Annotated in this window: 12 protein-coding genes; 7 read left to right on the forward strand and 5 right to left on the reverse strand. The window is 70.5% G+C overall.

Annotation, left to right across the window (positions count from 1 at the left end; translation table 11 throughout):
* Positions 1–14 precede the first annotated feature (14 nt).
* The 4 genes from ABH941_RS09270 to ABH941_RS09285 all read right to left on the reverse strand — a co-directional run bounded on the left by ABH941_RS09270 (position 15) and on the right by ABH941_RS09285 (position 6391).
* Positions 15–989: a pentalenene synthase gene (locus tag ABH941_RS09270; protein ID WP_370128171.1), complete on the reverse strand. Its 975-nt coding sequence runs from the start codon at positions 987–989 to the stop codon at positions 15–17.
* Positions 990–1096: 107 nt separating this feature from the next.
* Positions 1097–2425, reverse strand: a complete 1329-nt coding sequence (locus ABH941_RS09275) for a cytochrome P450 (RefSeq protein WP_370128172.1) — start codon at positions 2423–2425, stop codon at positions 1097–1099.
* The gene (locus tag ABH941_RS09280; protein ID WP_370128173.1) at positions 2422–3366 is read right to left on the reverse strand and encodes a polyprenyl synthetase family protein; all 945 of its coding nucleotides are present in this window, start codon (positions 3364–3366) and stop codon (positions 2422–2424) included. The genes ABH941_RS09275 and ABH941_RS09280 overlap by 4 nt, the downstream gene beginning before the upstream one ends.
* Positions 3367–3679: 313 nt before the next feature.
* Positions 3680–6391 carry a PKD domain-containing protein gene (locus ABH941_RS09285; protein WP_370128174.1) on the reverse strand — a complete coding sequence of 904 codons (2712 nt, stop codon included), beginning with the start codon at positions 6389–6391 and terminating at the stop codon, positions 3680–3682.
* Between the two features lie 230 nt (positions 6392–6621).
* Between ABH941_RS09285 and ABH941_RS09290 the strand changes: the two genes are divergently transcribed.
* The 3 genes from ABH941_RS09290 (at position 6622) to ABH941_RS09300 (ending at position 9711) form a co-directional block, all read left to right on the forward strand.
* On the forward strand, positions 6622–7311 hold the full coding sequence (locus ABH941_RS09290) for an HAD family hydrolase (protein WP_370128175.1): 690 nt from the start codon (positions 6622–6624) through the stop codon (positions 7309–7311).
* A 142-nt stretch (positions 7312–7453) separates the two neighbouring features.
* Positions 7454–8710, forward strand: coding sequence for an FAD-binding oxidoreductase (locus ABH941_RS09295; RefSeq protein ID WP_370128176.1), 1257 nt, complete (start codon positions 7454–7456; stop codon positions 8708–8710).
* A 101-nt stretch (positions 8711–8811) separates the two neighbouring features.
* Entirely contained in the window at positions 8812–9711 is a 900-nt protein-coding gene (locus tag ABH941_RS09300) for a ScbA/BarX family gamma-butyrolactone biosynthesis protein (protein ID WP_370128177.1), read from the forward strand.
* Here ABH941_RS09300 and ABH941_RS09305 read toward each other — a convergent pair.
* A complete protein-coding gene (locus tag ABH941_RS09305) occupies positions 9659–10408 on the reverse strand; it encodes a ScbR family autoregulator-binding transcription factor (protein WP_370128178.1) in 750 nt (249 codons plus the stop codon). The genes ABH941_RS09300 and ABH941_RS09305 overlap by 53 nt on opposite strands.
* A gap of 424 nt (positions 10409–10832) precedes the next feature.
* On the opposite strand from ABH941_RS09305, the gene ABH941_RS09310 reads away from it, so the two are divergent.
* From ABH941_RS09310 to ispG, 4 genes are all read left to right on the forward strand, one after another.
* Positions 10833–12152 carry a hypothetical protein gene (locus tag ABH941_RS09310; protein WP_370128179.1) on the forward strand — a complete coding sequence of 440 codons (1320 nt, stop codon included), beginning with the start codon at positions 10833–10835 and terminating at the stop codon, positions 12150–12152.
* Between the two features lie 197 nt (positions 12153–12349).
* Positions 12350–12499 (forward strand): hypothetical protein, encoded by a 150-nt coding sequence (locus ABH941_RS09315; protein ID WP_370128180.1) that lies wholly within the window; start codon positions 12350–12352, stop codon positions 12497–12499.
* On the forward strand, positions 12496–14379 hold the full coding sequence (locus ABH941_RS09320) for a 1-deoxy-D-xylulose-5-phosphate synthase (protein WP_370128181.1): 1884 nt from the start codon (positions 12496–12498) through the stop codon (positions 14377–14379). The genes ABH941_RS09315 and ABH941_RS09320 overlap by 4 nt, the downstream gene beginning before the upstream one ends.
* Positions 14376–15581: a flavodoxin-dependent (E)-4-hydroxy-3-methylbut-2-enyl-diphosphate synthase gene (gene ispG / locus ABH941_RS09325; RefSeq protein WP_370128182.1), complete on the forward strand. Its 1206-nt coding sequence runs from the start codon at positions 14376–14378 to the stop codon at positions 15579–15581. Before ABH941_RS09320 ends, ispG begins: the two co-directional genes overlap by 4 nt.
* The last annotated feature ends 3 nt before the right edge of the window (positions 15582–15584 follow it).

Genomic DNA, 15584 nt, shown 5'->3' on the forward strand with positions numbered 1-15584 from the left:
TCGTGGTCGGAGCGTCAGTCCGGCAGCAGGGCGGACTGTTCGGCGTCGTAGCGGCCGGACTGCTCGGCCCAGTCGAGGTCGCCGCGCATCACCGTGCGCAGGGCGTCGGCGACATAGCGATCCACGTCGTGCCTCTGGGCCGGGGAGAGGCGCAACTCGGAGCACAGCGCCGGGATGCCGGACTCCAGAGCGAGGAAGCGCTCAACACGCTCCCGGAGCATCCAGCTGACCACCGCCACCGACGTCGGACGGTCGCAGCCCTGCTCGCGTTCGACGATCAGAACCATGTTGTTCAGATCGCCGATCGCCTCCTCTTTCTCGACCGAGCAGACGTCGTTGTGCAGGGTGTCGACCTCGGCGGCGATCAGGCGCATCGCGGTCAGGTGCTCACTGAAGAAGACCCGTGAGGCGACCTCGTAGTGCCCCAGCCGCTCGGCGAGGTCGATGGTCGGCTGCACACCGATGGTGTCGCGGCGCAGCCGCAGGTGCCCGTCGGCGCTGAGACGCACGCCGTGGATGCGGTGCTCGGCCTCGGTGACGTAGCCGGAGAAGTAGGCGCGCCAGTGGCCGGCGGCGCGGTAGCGCCAGGTGCGCGACATGCCCGCGCAACTGCGCTCCCACAGGTCGGCGAAGGCCCTGACAATCGGTTCCGCCGACGGCTCCGGGTCGCGGTCGAGCGCGTGCACCATGGCCCGGGTCAGCCGCCGGACCTGGTGCAGATCCTCGCCGAGCGGTCCGTCGAAGGGGTCGTCGAACAGGAAGTACCAGCTCATCAGGTCGACGCCCAGATCCAGGTCGGCGCCGACGGCCGTGGGGTAGAACCGGGCGGCGAGTCCGGCGTAGTCGGCTCGGGTGTGCCGTTCGGCTGCCCAGACGGTCTCCAGCAGTTCGAAACGGCGCGGCCATCGCAGGTGCGCGGAGCGGGCCCGCTCATAGTCCGGGCTGATACGGCTGGGGAAGGGGTAGTGCAGGTCTATTCCGCGCGGCATGGCGTTCCTTCCTGTCGTGCCACGCGCGCCGACCGCCGGTTCAGGCCGGGTCGGCTGCGCTGAAGAGGTCGGCGATCGCGTTCACCCGGTCACGGTGGACTCCTCGTTCATCGCTCACGGACGATCATGTGGAGGTTCGACGGGCGCACGACGAGTTCCAGGGCCGCCGTGGTCCGCACGCTCGGGTCGATGCTGAGCCGCCACCGCTGGAGGATCTCCGCTGTGATGAGCGGGATCTTGAGCATGCTGACGGCGTCCCCCGGGCAGCGCCGGTCGCCCGCGCTGAACGGTATGTGGGCGAGCTTGTGCGGCGGCCTGCCGGAGTTCTCCTGCCAGCGCTCGGGCAGGAACTCGTCCGCCCGGTCGTAGAGCATCGGGTTGCGCTGGGTGGCGAAGAGGGAGAAGAACACCTGGGTACCGACCGGGATGTGGACGTCCCCGATGTCGCACGGGCGCATGCACTCCCGTCCGTAGAGCGGGAGGCCGTACAGGCGCATCGTCTCCCTCACGACACTGCCCAGGTAGCTGAGCCGCCTGATGTCCTCCAGCCGAGGAGCGCGGTCGCCGATGACCTCGTCGACCTCCGCGCGGGCCTTCTCCTGGACCTCGGGGTTCCGGCCTAGCTCGTACCAGAGCCATGAGGACAGTGACGCCGAGGTCTCGATACCCGCGGCGACGTAGCCCATGGCTTCCTCGGTGACCTCGTACGCGGACAGGGGACGGCCCGCTTTCGCGCTCGCCGCGGCGGCGCGCTTGATGAATCCGGCTCCCTCGTCCGGGGCCTGCAGCGAGGTGTCGACCTCGTCCCGGATGATCGCGAAGATCTCCCGGCAGGCCCGGTGGAATCTGCGGTTCATCGGCAGGGGCAACCGGTCCGCCCACTGCGGGATGAGCGTGCGCGGGCCGAGGCGCCGGAAGGTCTCGTCGAACAGCTCCTGGAAGCGGGCTTCCCGGTCCTCGGACATGCGACGGCCGAAGATGAACTCGTGCATCAGCCGGAACTCCAGCGCCAGCATCTCGCGCGGCACATCGATCCAGGTGCGGTCCTGCCACGAGGAGATGCGCTCCTCGGCGGTTCGTGCCGCCAGCACCGAGAAGGGCTCCAGGGCGTCCCGGTGCAGGTACGGGTAGAACAGATGGCGCCGGTAGCTGTGCTCCTCGCCCGTGAGCAGCAGCACGGACCTGCCGACGAGAGGCTCCGCGTGCCGGGCCAGGCGGCCGTTGGCGAAATGGTCGGCCTTGGCGATCAGCAGTTCGTGCAGCAGGTCGGGATCCAGGACCAGGACGGCTTCGCGCGGCCCGATCGAGAACCGCACCATCGGCCCCAACGGACGGAGCTGCTCCAGGAATCCCATCGGATCGCGCATGGCGGCGACGCTGTGCCCCAGCCACGGCAGGCGGTTCGGGGCGACGGGGAGATCGGCGATTGTCTTCATGACGTGCGCTCCGTGGCCAGGGCAGCGATCGTGCGCAGGGCGGTGGTGGCGTGTGTCGGGAGGAGGACGGCATCGAGTGCGGCCAGTGCTTCCTCATACCGATGGGCGATCATGGCCTCGACGGTGCTGCGGGCGCCGGTGGCCTCCAGCACCTCACGGACGCGGGCGGCGTCCTCCGCCTCCAGGTGCGGGTTGCCCACCGTCCCATCAAGGAGGCGCTGTTGGGTGGTGGTGGCCTGCTGGGCGGCGAGGGCGAGCAGGACGGTGCGCTTTCCCTCGCGCAGGTCGTCCAGGGTGGATTTTCCGGTGTGCTGCGGGTCGCCGAAGACGCCGAGGAGGTCGTCGCGGAGCTGGAAGGCGTCACCCAGCGGCAGCGCGTAACGGGTCAGGGCGGCCAGCAGTGCCGTATCGGCTCCGGCCAGAGCTGCTCCGGCGTGGAGGGGGCGTTCGCAGGTGTACTTGGCCGTCTTGTAGCGGATCACCTGCCAGGCCGCCTCCAGATCGGCGAGGGGCCGCAGCGGCGCGGTCAGGTCGAGGTACTGGCCGTAGATGACCTCCTGATGCATCGCGTCGACGATCCGGCGCAGTTCTGCTGCCCTGTCCGCCAACGGACTGTGCGCGTAGAGGAGTTCGTTCGACCAGACCAGGGCCATGTCGCCGACCAGAATCGCCGCACCGGCTCCCAGCGCGGAGTCGTTGTAGGTGGCGCCGAGGGCCTGGTGGACCGTGGGGCGGCCGCGGCGGGTGGCGGAGTTGTCCATGATGTCGTCGTGGATCAGGGCGAAGGCATGGAACATCTCCAGCCCGGCCGCGACACGCAGCACCGTGTCGTCGTCGTGCCCGCCGCCCGCCCGGTGGCCGAGCACGCACATGACGGGGCGCAGCCGTTTGCCGCCGCTGTCCAGAAAGCTCCGCAGCACCGACGCCACGTCACCGGGCATGCGTTCCCGTCCTGCGGACCGGCTCTTGTGATCGAGGAAGGTGTGCAGGAGGGCATCGATCCGGGCGGGAATGTCTGCGAGCTCTACGCGACGGGCAGTTGGAGAAAGGGCGGTCACGGGGCATCACCTACTTGCGTGGCCGGAAGGTGCTCGGTCAGCCGGACAGCTTCTGTCGCTACCCATTCGGCCCGATCCGCGGCAGCACGCCAAGCGGGGACTGCCCGCCGGTGTGTTGAACGTTCGGCCATGTTGAACGGCCGCGGCCGGCCGGGGTGTTGTCACCCGGCCGGCCGTCACTGTTCCCGTGGTGGGGTCAGTTGGTGTTGATGGCGGTGTCGTCGATCACGAACGAGGTCTGCTTGGTGTAGTCCTCGCTCCCGGTGAACTTCAGCGTCACCGTCTGGCCGGCGTAGGCCGACAGGTCGAAGGTGTGCTGGGCGTAGCCGGTGAGGTGGTCGAGGTTGGAGTAGGTGTGCAGGGTCGCCAGCACGGTGCCGGAGCTGCCCAGGATCTGCACCTTGAGGGTGTCGTAGGCGGTGGTCGTGGAGGTCTCCGCCGTGTCCACGTGCAGCCAGAGGCTGAGTTGCTCCGAGGAGCAGCCGGTGGGCAGGGTCACCGTCTGCGACAGGGTGTCGGTGTGGGTGCTGCCGTAGCCGTCCAGCCAGGCGTCCCAGGTGCCGGAGTGCGGGGGCTCGGTGGAGGATTTGCTGATCACGCCGGTGGTCGCGGACCAGGGCGAGGCGGTGCCGGTCTCGAAGCCGGGATTGCCGAGCAGTTGCTGCGCGGTGCAGCCGCCGGGCGTGGCGCTGGCCTCGTTGCTCTGGGTGCTCTCGCCGATCGGGTTCACGGCGGTGACCTTGTAGTAGTAGGTCTGTCCGTTGGTGAGTCCGGTGTCGGTGCAGGAGAGTGTGACGGCCAGGTTGCTGCAGCCGCCGGAGGTGAGTTGGGTCTCGGTGCCGCTGGAGGTGCCGCGGTAGACCTTGTAGGAGGTGATGTTGACGCCGCCGTTGCTGGAGGGGGCCTGCCAGGTCAGCGTGGCCTGCCCGGCGGCGGGCGTGGCGGTGAGGCCTGTCGGGGCGCTCGGCGGCGCGCCCGCGATGGGCGAAGCTGTGATCGTCACGGTCGAGCTGGCGGTCTTGGCGGGAGCGGCGCTGTCGGTGACTGTCAGCGTTGCCGTGTAGGTGCCCGCGGCGCTGTAGGTGTGGGTCGGGTTCTGCGTGGTGCCGGCCGCGGAGCCGTCACCGAAGTTCCAGCTGTAGGAGTACGCCGGTGTCCCGCCGGTGGCGGTGCCGGTGAAGGACACGTTCAGCGGTACCTGTCCCGAGGTCGGCGTGGCCGAGGCGCTGGCCGCCAGCGGGTTGCCGACCGCGCTCACGTTCAGGGCGACCGTCGAGGTGGCGGTGTGGGCCGGGGAGGCGCTGTCGGTGACTGTCAGTGTTGCCGTGTAGGTGCCTGCGGCGCTGTAGGTGTGGGTCGGGTTCTGCGTGGTGCCGGCCGCGGAGCCGTCGCCGAAGTTCCAGCTGTAGCTGTAGGGTGCGGTCCCGCCCGAGGCCGAGCCGGTGAAGTTGACCGCCAGGGGCGCGTTGCCCGTGGTCGGGGAGGCGCCGGCGACCGCGGACAGGGGGGTGGCGCCCTGGATCCACAGGTCCTCCAGCGGGTCGCCGAGGCCTGCCTGGTCGTTGGCGGTCATCGGGAAGGTGCTCAGCCCGATGGCGCCGTTGGGGTCGATGACGCCCGGGTGCACGTTCTGCATGACGCGCTCCATCGCCGCCAGCACGTTGTTCGTGGAGTAGGCGACGTGGCTGACATAGGCCTGCTTCATGTACTTGGGTGAGGCGATGATGACGGTCGGCACCCGGTAGGTGTTGCTGACGTGGTCCGGGCCGTTGCTGCCGTTCTGGGTGTCGTCCTCGGTCACCACGATGACGGTGTTGTCCTTGTAGGACGCGTTGTTCATGATCGAGTCGACGATCTGCTTGGTGACCGCGTCGTTCTTCGGGATGTCCTGGTAGGTGCCGGGGTGGTCGTTGAACAGCTCGACGTAGGAGTACGCGGGCAGGCCGTTGGCCGTCACGAAGTTCATGTAGTTGTTCGCGATGACCTGGTCGTCGTCGTTCTGCGCCTTGCACGTGTAGTTGTTGTAGTCGAGCTCCTCCGGGATCGTGGTGCCCGGCCGGTTGACCGGCAGTACTTCGAGGGCGTTGGTGGCGGGGTTGCGCCAGTAGCCGCTGCCGGTGCTGAGCATCCAGTAGAAGTCGCCGTCGGTGACCATCGACAGCTGGGCGGTCCCGGTCGCGCTGCCCACCTGTGCCACGCAGGGGTTGGATCCCTCGCCCGAGGGGCCCGAGGCGCCCTTGAGGAAGCGGTCGAACTGGGTGCCGGTGGCGGCGGGGTAGGACTGCTGCTGCGAGCTGGAGGACGACTGCGCGGAGAACAGCCACCAGTGGTTGGGTCCGCTCGGGGGCTGTGTGCCGGTGCTGTAGGAGTCCAGCAGCGAGTAGGTCCTGGCGAGCGTGTGCAGGTTGGGCACCGAGCTGATGTGGTTCGTGCTCTGCACGACGCCGTTGCACCCGGACTGCACGGTGGTGGCGCAGTCGCCGAGGTAGTCGTCGAAGGTGTGGTTCTCCCGGGTCAGCACCACGAAGTGCGTGAACGGCGGGAAGTAGGGAGCGAGCGGGTTCGCCGCGGCCGCGGCGGCGGTGCTCTTCGCGCCCCCGGAGGCCGTGCGGGCCGGGTAGTTGTGCGGCTGCGGGAACTTGGTGAACTCCACGCCCGGCGCGGCGAAGTGGGCGCCCGTGCAGTTGAAGTCGTCGGGCTTGTAGGACTGGGGACGCTGCCCCTCGGGCAGGGCCCTGGCGTCCTCGGGGTCCTGACTGGCGTTCCAGTTCTTCAGCGTGCACGAGCCCACGCCGGTCGCCGGGTGTGCGGCGCCACTCGTCCCGGCCCCTTGGGCCGAGCCCTGGACTCCGCTGAGCAGGAGGGCCAGGCCGGCCAGGCCCGCCATCCACCATCTGGACTTCTTCATCGGCACTCCCGTGTCGAGTCGCTGTCTACGCGCGATGCATAGCAACCACACAGGATTGTGACGACGGGTCAGGTTCACAACAAGAGGGCCGGAATGATCCACTTTGCTCTTGTCGAGGCAGCCATCCCGCGTTCGTCCACCGTTGTCGGCGGCGCCATCGGCGGGTTGAACGTTCGCGTGCTGGTCAGCCAGCGGCATGGTGGCCGTACTTATGGGCACATATCAGAACAATGACCGGCGATGAGGTACCAGGCCGGGGTCCGGATGGCGGGCCGCCGAGGGCCGCGTTCTTCGACGTCGACGAAACGCTGGTCGCGGTCAAGACCATGCACCGCTTTCTGGAGTTCTACTGGCAGGCCCTCGGGCGCCCCCGACGGGAATTCGCCGATGCCGTGGCGCGGTTCAGGGCCTCAGCGGCTGGCGGACAATCCCGCGGTGAGGCCAACCGCGCCTACTACCGGCTGTTCGCGGGTCACCGCGTCGACGAGGTGGAACGGTACGGCCGTGCCTGGTTCCTGGCCGAGAACGGAGCGGGGTTCTGGAACGCCTCGGGCCTGGAGGCGTTCCGTCTCCATCGGGCGCGCGGACATCTGACGGTGCTGGTCTCCGGCTCCTTCCCGCCCTGCCTGGAGCCGATCGCCGCGTACCTGAACGCGGACGCCCTCCTGTGCTCGCGGCCCGACTCGGTGGGCGGCCGGTACACCGGCGAGCTGCCGATCCCGATAATCGGACGGGCAAAGGCCGACGCCGCCAGGGAGTTGATGGTCCGGCACCGCATCGATCCGCAGGACTGCCACACCTACGGCGACCACATCTCCGACCTGCCCCTGCTCGAACAGGTCGGACACCCCGTCGTCGTCGGCCGCGATCCGGCGCTCATCCGTCACGCGCGCCCCCTGGGCTGGACGTGCATCGACTGACACGGCCGTCACCCGGCGCTGAGGGTTGTTACGCCGGGTAGTGGTGAATCCTTTCCGTGTAGCGCTATTTGCCTCGGTAGAAGGCGAATTGGTCTGATGAGTGTGTGACTGACAGTCAGGGTCGGCAGTGACGGGGGTACGGGTGAGTGCTGACGATTGCCTGCGGACCGAGTCTGCCGGGATCTGGAACGCCATGCACAAGGGAGTCCCGGCGGTCGTCGTGCAACCCAGGGGGCCGGAAGAGGCAGCACGGGCGGTGCTCGCGGCGCGGCGGCGCGGACTCGCGGTGGTGGTGCGCGGCGGTGGCCACTCGGTCAGCGGTGAATCGGTGGGACACGGGGCGCTGCTGCTGGACCTGTCGAGATTGCGTGCGGTGGAGGTGTCCGCAGGACATGTCCGGGTGGGTGGGGGAGCACTCTGGTCCGACCTGGACGCCGCCGCCTGGCAGGCCGGCGGGGCGGTGCCGGGCGGTGCGGTGTCGCACACCGGCGTGGCGGGCCTAGCGCTGGGAGGCGGGTTCGGCTGGCTGAGCCGTGCATACGGCCTGTCCTGCGACCATCTTGTGCGAGCCGAGGTGGTGACTGCGGCCGGGCGGCTCCTGTCCGTCGACGCCGTGACGGATCCGGAGGTGCTGTGGGCACTGCGGGGAGGTGGACGGGGCCTGGGGGTAGTGACTTCCTTGACCTTCGCGCTGCGCGCGATGCCGCCGACGGTCTGGGGCGGGCAGAGCCAGTACGACGCCCAGCTTGCTTCGGTGCTGCTCGCGCGGCTGGTGGATCAGGGTGCGGCGATGCCGCGCGCGGTCTCCGTCATCTGGGGCATGGGCCGCCCGCCCAGCGGGGAGTCGACGCCGTTCGCCGGCCTGGCGGTGTGCGCGCTGGACGGGACCGGTCGCCAGGCTGTGGAAGGACTGCTGGACGGTCTCCCGCCGAGGGTGAACGGAATGCAGTCACGGGCCTATCCGGACCTGCAACGCATGGCGGACGCCCTCTGGCCGCACGGTCGGCGCTACTACTTCACCTCCGGCTTCCTCGGTCCGCTGGACAGCTCGGCCCAGGAGGCACTCCTGGACATCGGAATGTCGATGCCGCCCGACAGTCAGCTTCAACTCCATCTCCTGGGCGGAAGGGTGAGTGATCGTCAGGCCGAAGCTGGCGCATTCGGCCCGGTGGCCGCACCCTATCTGCTGACGGTTGCCGCCCGCTGGAACACCCCGGACCTGGACCGGGAACGCAGCCGGTGGGTCCGCTCGGTCAGCGCCCGGACGAGGCCCTGGGCCCACCGCGGCGCGTACGCCAATCTCTCCTCCGACGCGGCGGCCTCGACACCCCCCGCACGGGCCGGTTCGCGCTGGCAGGCCGTCAAGCACCGGCTCGATCCCGACCGGCTCTTCGCCTGACTTCTCCCTTCTTCGGCGACTGAATCACTGATCCCTGGGGGCTGACTGTGTCCTTGCCACACGTTGTTCAGGATGGGACCGCGCTCTACTGGCAGAGCACGATGTCCCGCGATCTGGTCCACCGTGCCTCCGTTGCCGAGGTCCTGCTCACCGCAGCCGCGCGCACCGGGCCGGACGGGATCGCCGTGGCCGCGCAGTGGCCCAGGGGGCACAGCGTCTTCGGCTGCGACCTCCGCGGCCGACACGACTCGACTGTGGTCCTCGAGACCATGCGCCAGGCCGGGATCTGCGGCGCCCACCTGCTGTACGAGGTGCCGACGGACGCCCAGTTCGTCATGGCGAACATCGGCTATCGCTGGCAGGACGCCAGGGCTCCGCTGTCGTTGACCGCGCCCGCCGACGTCACCTGCCAGCTGACCTACACCGACCTCCGCCGCCGGCGCGGCGCGGTGGACGGCTTCGCGGTGGCGGCGTCCTTCTCCCATCAGGGTGCCGTCTTCGCCGAAGCACACGGACGAGGAAGGATCCTGACGGCTTCTCAGTACAGCGCGCTGCGCTCCCGCAGACCCGTGGGCCACCCGGCCGCGTCGTTCGTGGGGGAGGTGCGTCATCCGGCACCCGCCGCAGTGGGCCGCCGGCGCGAGGAGGACGTGGCCGTCGCCGTGGACGGCCAGGGTCGCGTGCTGGTCTCGCCGCGGCATCCCGCCCATCCGGTCTACTACGACCACCCTTTGGACCACGTACCCGGCCTCCTCCTGGCCGAGGCCGCGCAGCAGGCCGCACGGCTGCACACGGGGTGGGTCGACCGGGTCCTCGTCGGCTGCGAGCTCTTCTCGGCCGCGTTCACCGAGCCGGACCTGCCGGCGGCGGTGGAATGCACCGTGGCCGGTGACGAGTGCGTCGACTTCGTCGTCCGCCAGGGCGCGCAGGTGACCGCCCATGGGCAGGTCAGACTGTCCCCGTCCGCCCGTGGTCTGCCTCGGGTGCCCGAGCAGCGGTGACCGGACCCTCCTGCTCGCCGTCCAGCTGTGCGCACAGGGCGCGTGCCTGCTCGACGAGTTGGTGCTCGTCCATGGACAGGTGCCAGGCGGGGAGCATGCCCAGCCACATGTCCGTGAGCCGTGCCTCCAGGTCCTCACGGCCGTGCAGGGCGTCCGAGACGTACTGCACGCCGAAGAAGGCGGCGACATGCAGGCGGGCTGCCGTGGGCGGGTCCAGAGTGTCGCTGACCTGCCCGGCTGCACGGGCGGCGGCCAGGAGTTCGGTGACCGTCTCGATCCATCCGACGAAGGGGACCGGCAACGCGAAAGGGATGACAGCGCGTTCCAGCGACAGCCGGACCCCGCCGCGGATCAGCGGGTCGTCGCGGAAGGCCCGGCCGACGGCGAAGGACAGCGCCACCAGGCAGACCAGTTCCCGGCCGGGGCCGGAGGCGTCGGTGAAGCGCTCGACCACCGCGGGCCAGCGGTCGTACTGGGCCTGCACCACGGCCGCGGCCATGGCCTCCTTCGACCCGAAATGGAAGTACATCGAACCGCTGGTGGTGCCGGCGGCGCGGACGATGTCGGAGACGCTGGTGGCGGTGTAGCCGCGGGTGCCGAAGACGTCGGCGGCGGCCAGCAGGACCCGCTCGCGAGTGATCGCGGCCTGTGCGTGCATCGGACCGCGCCGACGCTGGTTGGACACCGAACTGGACATGGAGCCCCCTGACCGGGTCTCTGGGGCAGCGTCCGACTCGCTGCCGGCCCATGGCTGTGTCCAAGCACACGCTCAGGCAAGGCGGGTGGGCCCGAGATCAGTATCGAACAGGTTCCCGCGATGCTGCCAGGGGGCAAGAAGGGGCGCACACGGAGCGAATGGGGGGTGAACGGGGCGCGCCCGTGCAGGGGAACGTCCCCTGAGGGTTGCGATCATAACGCCTATTATGTAAATATGCCTGAGTGTGCAACATCCCTTTTGCTACTGGATGTTGACTTTGTGAATCTTGACGGCTGCGAGGAAGCAGCTGCCGAAGTCGCCGCTTGCCCGGCCCCCGCATGGGCGTAGATCACACCACCGCGCAGCACACGTCTGGTTCCCCGCGCCGGCATGCGTTCTCCGAGCTGTTTGTGGAGGGAGTGCTGTGCCCAGAACCCCGAACACCGCACTGCGCACCCTTCTCGCCGAAGCGGGATGGACCCAGCAGGCGCTGGCGCAGGCGGTCAACGCGGTGGGCGCCGAAGTCGGCGAGCGTCTGTACTACGACCGCACCGCAGTGGCGCACTGGTTGACCGGCAGCCGCCCCAACGCGCGGGTGCTGCCGCTGGCATGTGAGGCCCTGAGCCGTCGCCTGGGGCGGGCCGTCACCCCGGAGGACGCAGGCTTTCCCGTTCTCGCAGTTCTCGCATCCGAGACGCCGGGCAACCGTCGGCAGGCGATGTCGAGCCCGCCACGACGCGACTTGAGCGACCTGCTTCGGGACCCGTCGACACCGGAGCCGTACCGCCCCGCCGAGGTCACGCCGGGCCACTGGGTCACGGACGGGGGAGAGGACAGAGGCGGAAGCGCGATGGCCCGACTGTCCGAGACCAGCGCGGTGGAGGCGGCACGGACCGCCGTGCACTTCTTCGCGCAGGTACTGGACGCGCACGGCGGCGGGTACGCACCGGCGACCCTGCGGGCCTACCTGACCGAGGTGGTGGCCCCACGACTGCAGGCCGTCGACAGCCGGGACTGCCCGCAGTTGTACGCAGAGGCGGCACGGCTGGTGCTGCTGCTGGGTCTGATGGAGGCGGACGAGCTGCGGCACGGTTCCGCTCAGCGCTGCTTCCTGATGGCCCGTGACCTGGCTGTGGAGTCGAGGGACCGGGCGGTCTGGGTACTGGTCGTCCGGACCATGAGTGCACAGGCGTACGGTCTCGGCCACCGCCGCATCGCGGATATTGCGGCACGGGCAGCCGTCCAGGGAGCCCGGGGGACCTCACCTGCCATCCTCGCCTTCGCCGAGGCGCAGTTGGCCGTGACCCGCGCGGGCCTCGGGGACCGCGCGGGCGCGATGCAGGCCCTCGCCGCCGCCGAATCGGCACTGCGCGGCGCCGACGGCATCGGTTACCCCTTCGACGGCTACCCCTTCGACGGCACCCCGCAGGCGGCGCTCGAACTCCGGCGGGCGGAGGCGCTGTCGGCCCTGGGCGACACGCCCGGGGTGGTCCGCGCGCTCGAACGAACCCTCGCCTCACGCCGGGCCGAGGACCGCTGGAGCACGGTGCAGGCCCGGGTCCGGCTGGCGAGCGTGCTGCTGTCGGCGGGACGCCTGGACGAGGCCGCCAGGCACGATCAGGCACTCCGGGACGAGGGCGCGGCCCTCTGCTCGGCGGCGGTGAACCAGCAGGTCGAGCAGTGGCGACGCTCGTTGCGCCGCTTCTCCGGTCGCACGCGAGAGCGCGACCGGATCCCCCTGTGAGATGCGGAGCGCCATCACCGGGCCGGTCATCACGACGTCGGCGCACGGGACGCGTTCAACACCGTCGGTCATTCAACAACTCCGTTCGCCCCCGGCGCCCACGGTCCCGCCGTATGGCCCTTACTGGACAGACGAAAGTCGCCGGGCACCCGGGACGCATCCCGCACACACCGCAGACCACGGATGAGGTGGGGCCGATGACGGCCAGAACAGTGCTGCCGGCCTCGCCGCAGTCGTTCTGTGCCGGCGTGGAGCGCGCCATCGCCGCGGTCGAGGCCGCCCTGGACGCGGCGCCGGTCGGCAGTCCGGTGTACTTCGCCCTCCCCAAGCAGGTGCGTACCCGGTGACGGCCACCACGCGCACCGCCGTCGGCGCACTGCTGGCCCGCTGCGGTACACCTGAGGCGGTACGGGCCCTGGCCTCCGAGCGGCTGCCGCAACTGGCCGCCGAGATCCGGGCACTGCTGGTGCAGACCGTGTCGGCGACCGGTGGCCACCTCGGGGCGGGGCTGGGCGTGGTGGAGCTGACCATCGCCCTGCACCGGGTCTTCAGCTCGCCCCGGGATGCGATCGTGTTCGACACCGGCCACCAGTCCTACCCGCACAAGGTGTTGACCGGCCGCGCCGAGCAGTTCACCACCCTGCGCCAGGCCGGCGGCCTGTCCGGCTACCCCAGCCGTGCCGAGTCCGAGCACGACTGGATCGAGAACTCCCACGCCTCCACTGCCCTGGCCTACGCCGACGGCCTGGCCAAAGCCTTCCACCTGCAAGGCACCCCGGACCGGCGGGTGGTGGCCGTGATCGGGGACGGCGCCCTGACCGGCGGCCTGGCCCTGGAAGGACTGAACCACCTCGGCACCGCCTCCCAGCGCCCGGTGATCGTGGTCCTCAACGACAACACCCGCTCCTACGACCCCACCGCCGGCGCTCTGGCCAACCATCTCTCCCACCTGCGCTCCGGCGACCCAGGCACCCAACCCCGCAACATCTTCACCGACTTCGGGTTCGCCTACCTGGGCCCCGTCGACGGCCACGACCTCCCCGCTCTGGAGGACGCCCTGCGCCGGGCCGCGGACCTGCGCCGCCCGGTGGTCGTGCACGCGGTCACCGAGAAGGGCCGCGGCTACCCGCCGGCCGAGGCCGACACCGACGACAGAATGCATGCCTGCGGCATCATCGACCCGATCACCGGGCGCCCTCTCGCCGCTGCCAAGTCGTCCTGGACCGGCGTCTTCGCCGAGGCGTTTACCGCCCTGGCAGCGCAGCGCCCGGACGTGGTCGCGCTGACCGCAGCGATGCGCCTGCCGGTCGGACTGGGACCCTTCAGCGACACCTTCCCCGAACGGGTCTTCGACTTCGGCATCGCCGAACCCCACGCCCTGAACAGCGCCGCAGGCCTGGCCATGGGCGGAATGCACCCGGTGGTGTGCCTGTACGCCACCTTCCTCAACCGGGCCTTCGACCACCTCCTCATGGACATCGCCCTGCACCGCCTCCCGGTCACCCTGGTACTGGACCGCGCCGGGATCACCGGCCCCGACGGTCCCTCCCACCACGGCCTGTGGGACCTGTCCCTGCTCGCCCGCGTCCCGGGCCTGCGCACCGCGGCCCCCCGCGACCCCGCCCGGCTGCGCACCCTGCTGCGCGAGGCCCTGGACACCTCCGACGCCCCGACCGCGCTGCGCTTCCCGAAGGCCACCGCCGGCCCGGACATCGAGGCCCTGGCCACCCTGGACGGCATCGACATCCTGCACCGCACCCCGGGCCGCCCCCTGGACGTCCTGCTGATCGCTGTCGGCACCACCGCCGCACCCGCCCTGCAGGCCGCCCACCTGCTCGGCGCCGACGGCATCGGCGTGACGGTGGCGGACCCCCGCTGGGTGGCCCCGGTCAACCCCGCGCTGCTCCACCTCGCCGCCCGCCACACCCTGGTCCTCTGCGTCGAGGACGGTGTGGCCGAAGGCGGTGTCGGCGCGCTGACCGCCCATCAGGCCGGCCAGGCCGGGGTCACCACCCCCGTCCACGCCCTCGGCCTGCCCACCGCGTTCCTCGAACACGGCGACCGGACCGACCTGCTGGCCGCGGCCGGGATCACCGGCCCGGCCCTGGCCGACACCGCTCGCCGTCTACTGCACTCCTCGCGGACCGGCCCGCGCCCGGCCCCCGCCTACCGAGACCTGTTACCCGCACACCCGCCCGCGCCCCCCGAAGCCTGGAGCAGGCCATGACCAGCGTCGACCTCCCCCAGCCCACCCTCCCTGGCCGCAACCGACCAGGCGGCCCAGCCACGGACGACAGCCGGACGGCCGGCCCCGTGCTCGCCCCCCGCCGCCCCTGCCGCCAGATCACCGTCGGCACCGTGCCCGTCGGCGGCGGGGCACCCATCTCGGTGCAGACCATGACCACGACCCCCACCACCGACATCGACGCCACCCTGCAGCAGATCGCCGCGGCCACCGCCGCCGGCTGCGACATCATCCGCGTCGCCGTCCCCTCCGCCGACGACGCGCTGGCGCTGCCCGCCATCGTGGCCAAGTCCCCGATCCCGGTCATCGCCGACATCCACTTCCAGCCCCGCTACGTCTTCGCCGCCATCGACGCCGGCTGCGCCGCCGTCCGGGTCAACCCCGGCAACATCAGGAAGTTCGACGACAAGATCCGCGAGATCGCCGTCGCCGCCTCCGCCGCACACGTGCCGATCCGGATCGGCGTCAACGCCGGCTCCCTGGATCCGCGCCTGCTGGCCAAGCACGGCAGAGCCACCCCCGAAGCACTGGCCGAGTCGGCGCTGTGGGAGTGCTCGCTGTTCGAGGAGCACGGCTTCACCGACCTCAAGATCGCCGTCAAGCACCACGACCCGCTCACCGTCATCGCCGCCTACCGGCTCCTGGCCGCCGCCTGCGACTACCCGCTCCACCTCGGCGTCACCGAAGCCGGCCCGGCTTTCCAGGGCTCCGTCAAATCCGCCGTCGCGCTGGGCGTCCTGCTCGCCGAGGGCATCGGCGACACCATCCGCGTCTCGCTGTCCGAACCCCCCGCCGAACAGGTCAAGGCCGGCTGCCACATCCTGTCCTCGCTCGGCCTGCGCCCCCGCAAGCTGGAGATCGTCTCCTGCCCCGGCTGCGGCCGCCTCCAGGTCAACATCCACACCCTCGCCGCCCGCGTCGAAGCCGCCTTCGACGGCTTCCCCCACCCGCTGCGTATCGCCGTCATGGGCTGCGTCGTCAACGGCCCCGGCGAATCCCGCGACGCCGACCTCGGCGTCTCCTCCGGCAACGGCAAGGGCCAGATCTTCGTCCGCGGCCAGGTCGTCGCCACCGTCCCCGAGAACCGGATCGTCGAACGCCTCCTCGAAGAAGCCCTCCGCCTCACCGACCGGACCACAGACGGCGTCGCCGATGCGGAGTCGATGCCAGGAAGGAACGGTTGATGG

Source organism: Streptacidiphilus sp. EB103A (genome assembly GCF_041261405.1).
GTDB lineage: Bacteria > Actinomycetota > Actinomycetes > Streptomycetales > Streptomycetaceae > Streptacidiphilus.

What these genes read in the sequence shown, in the direction of transcription:
- ispG (WP_370128182.1), top strand. Translation starts at nt 14,376, where the DNA reads ATGACCAGCGTCGACCTCCCCCAGCCCACCCTCCCTGGCCGCAACCGA.
- ABH941_RS09280 (WP_370128173.1), bottom strand. Translation starts at nt 3,366, where the DNA reads ATGCCCGGTGACGTGGCGTCGGTGCTGCGGAGCTTTCTGGACAGCGGC.
- ABH941_RS09290 (WP_370128175.1), top strand. Translation starts at nt 6,622, where the DNA reads ATGACCGGCGATGAGGTACCAGGCCGGGGTCCGGATGGCGGGCCGCCG.
- ABH941_RS09315 (WP_370128180.1), top strand. Translation starts at nt 12,350, where the DNA reads ATGACGGCCAGAACAGTGCTGCCGGCCTCGCCGCAGTCGTTCTGTGCC.
- ABH941_RS09285 (WP_370128174.1), bottom strand. Translation starts at nt 6,391, where the DNA reads ATGAAGAAGTCCAGATGGTGGATGGCGGGCCTGGCCGGCCTGGCCCTC.
- ABH941_RS09305 (WP_370128178.1), bottom strand. Translation starts at nt 10,408, where the DNA reads ATGTCCAGTTCGGTGTCCAACCAGCGTCGGCGCGGTCCGATGCACGCA.
- ABH941_RS09275 (WP_370128172.1), bottom strand. Translation starts at nt 2,425, where the DNA reads ATGAAGACAATCGCCGATCTCCCCGTCGCCCCGAACCGCCTGCCGTGG.
- ABH941_RS09270 (WP_370128171.1), bottom strand. Translation starts at nt 989, where the DNA reads ATGCCGCGCGGAATAGACCTGCACTACCCCTTCCCCAGCCGTATCAGC.
- ABH941_RS09300 (WP_370128177.1), top strand. Translation starts at nt 8,812, where the DNA reads ATGTCCCGCGATCTGGTCCACCGTGCCTCCGTTGCCGAGGTCCTGCTC.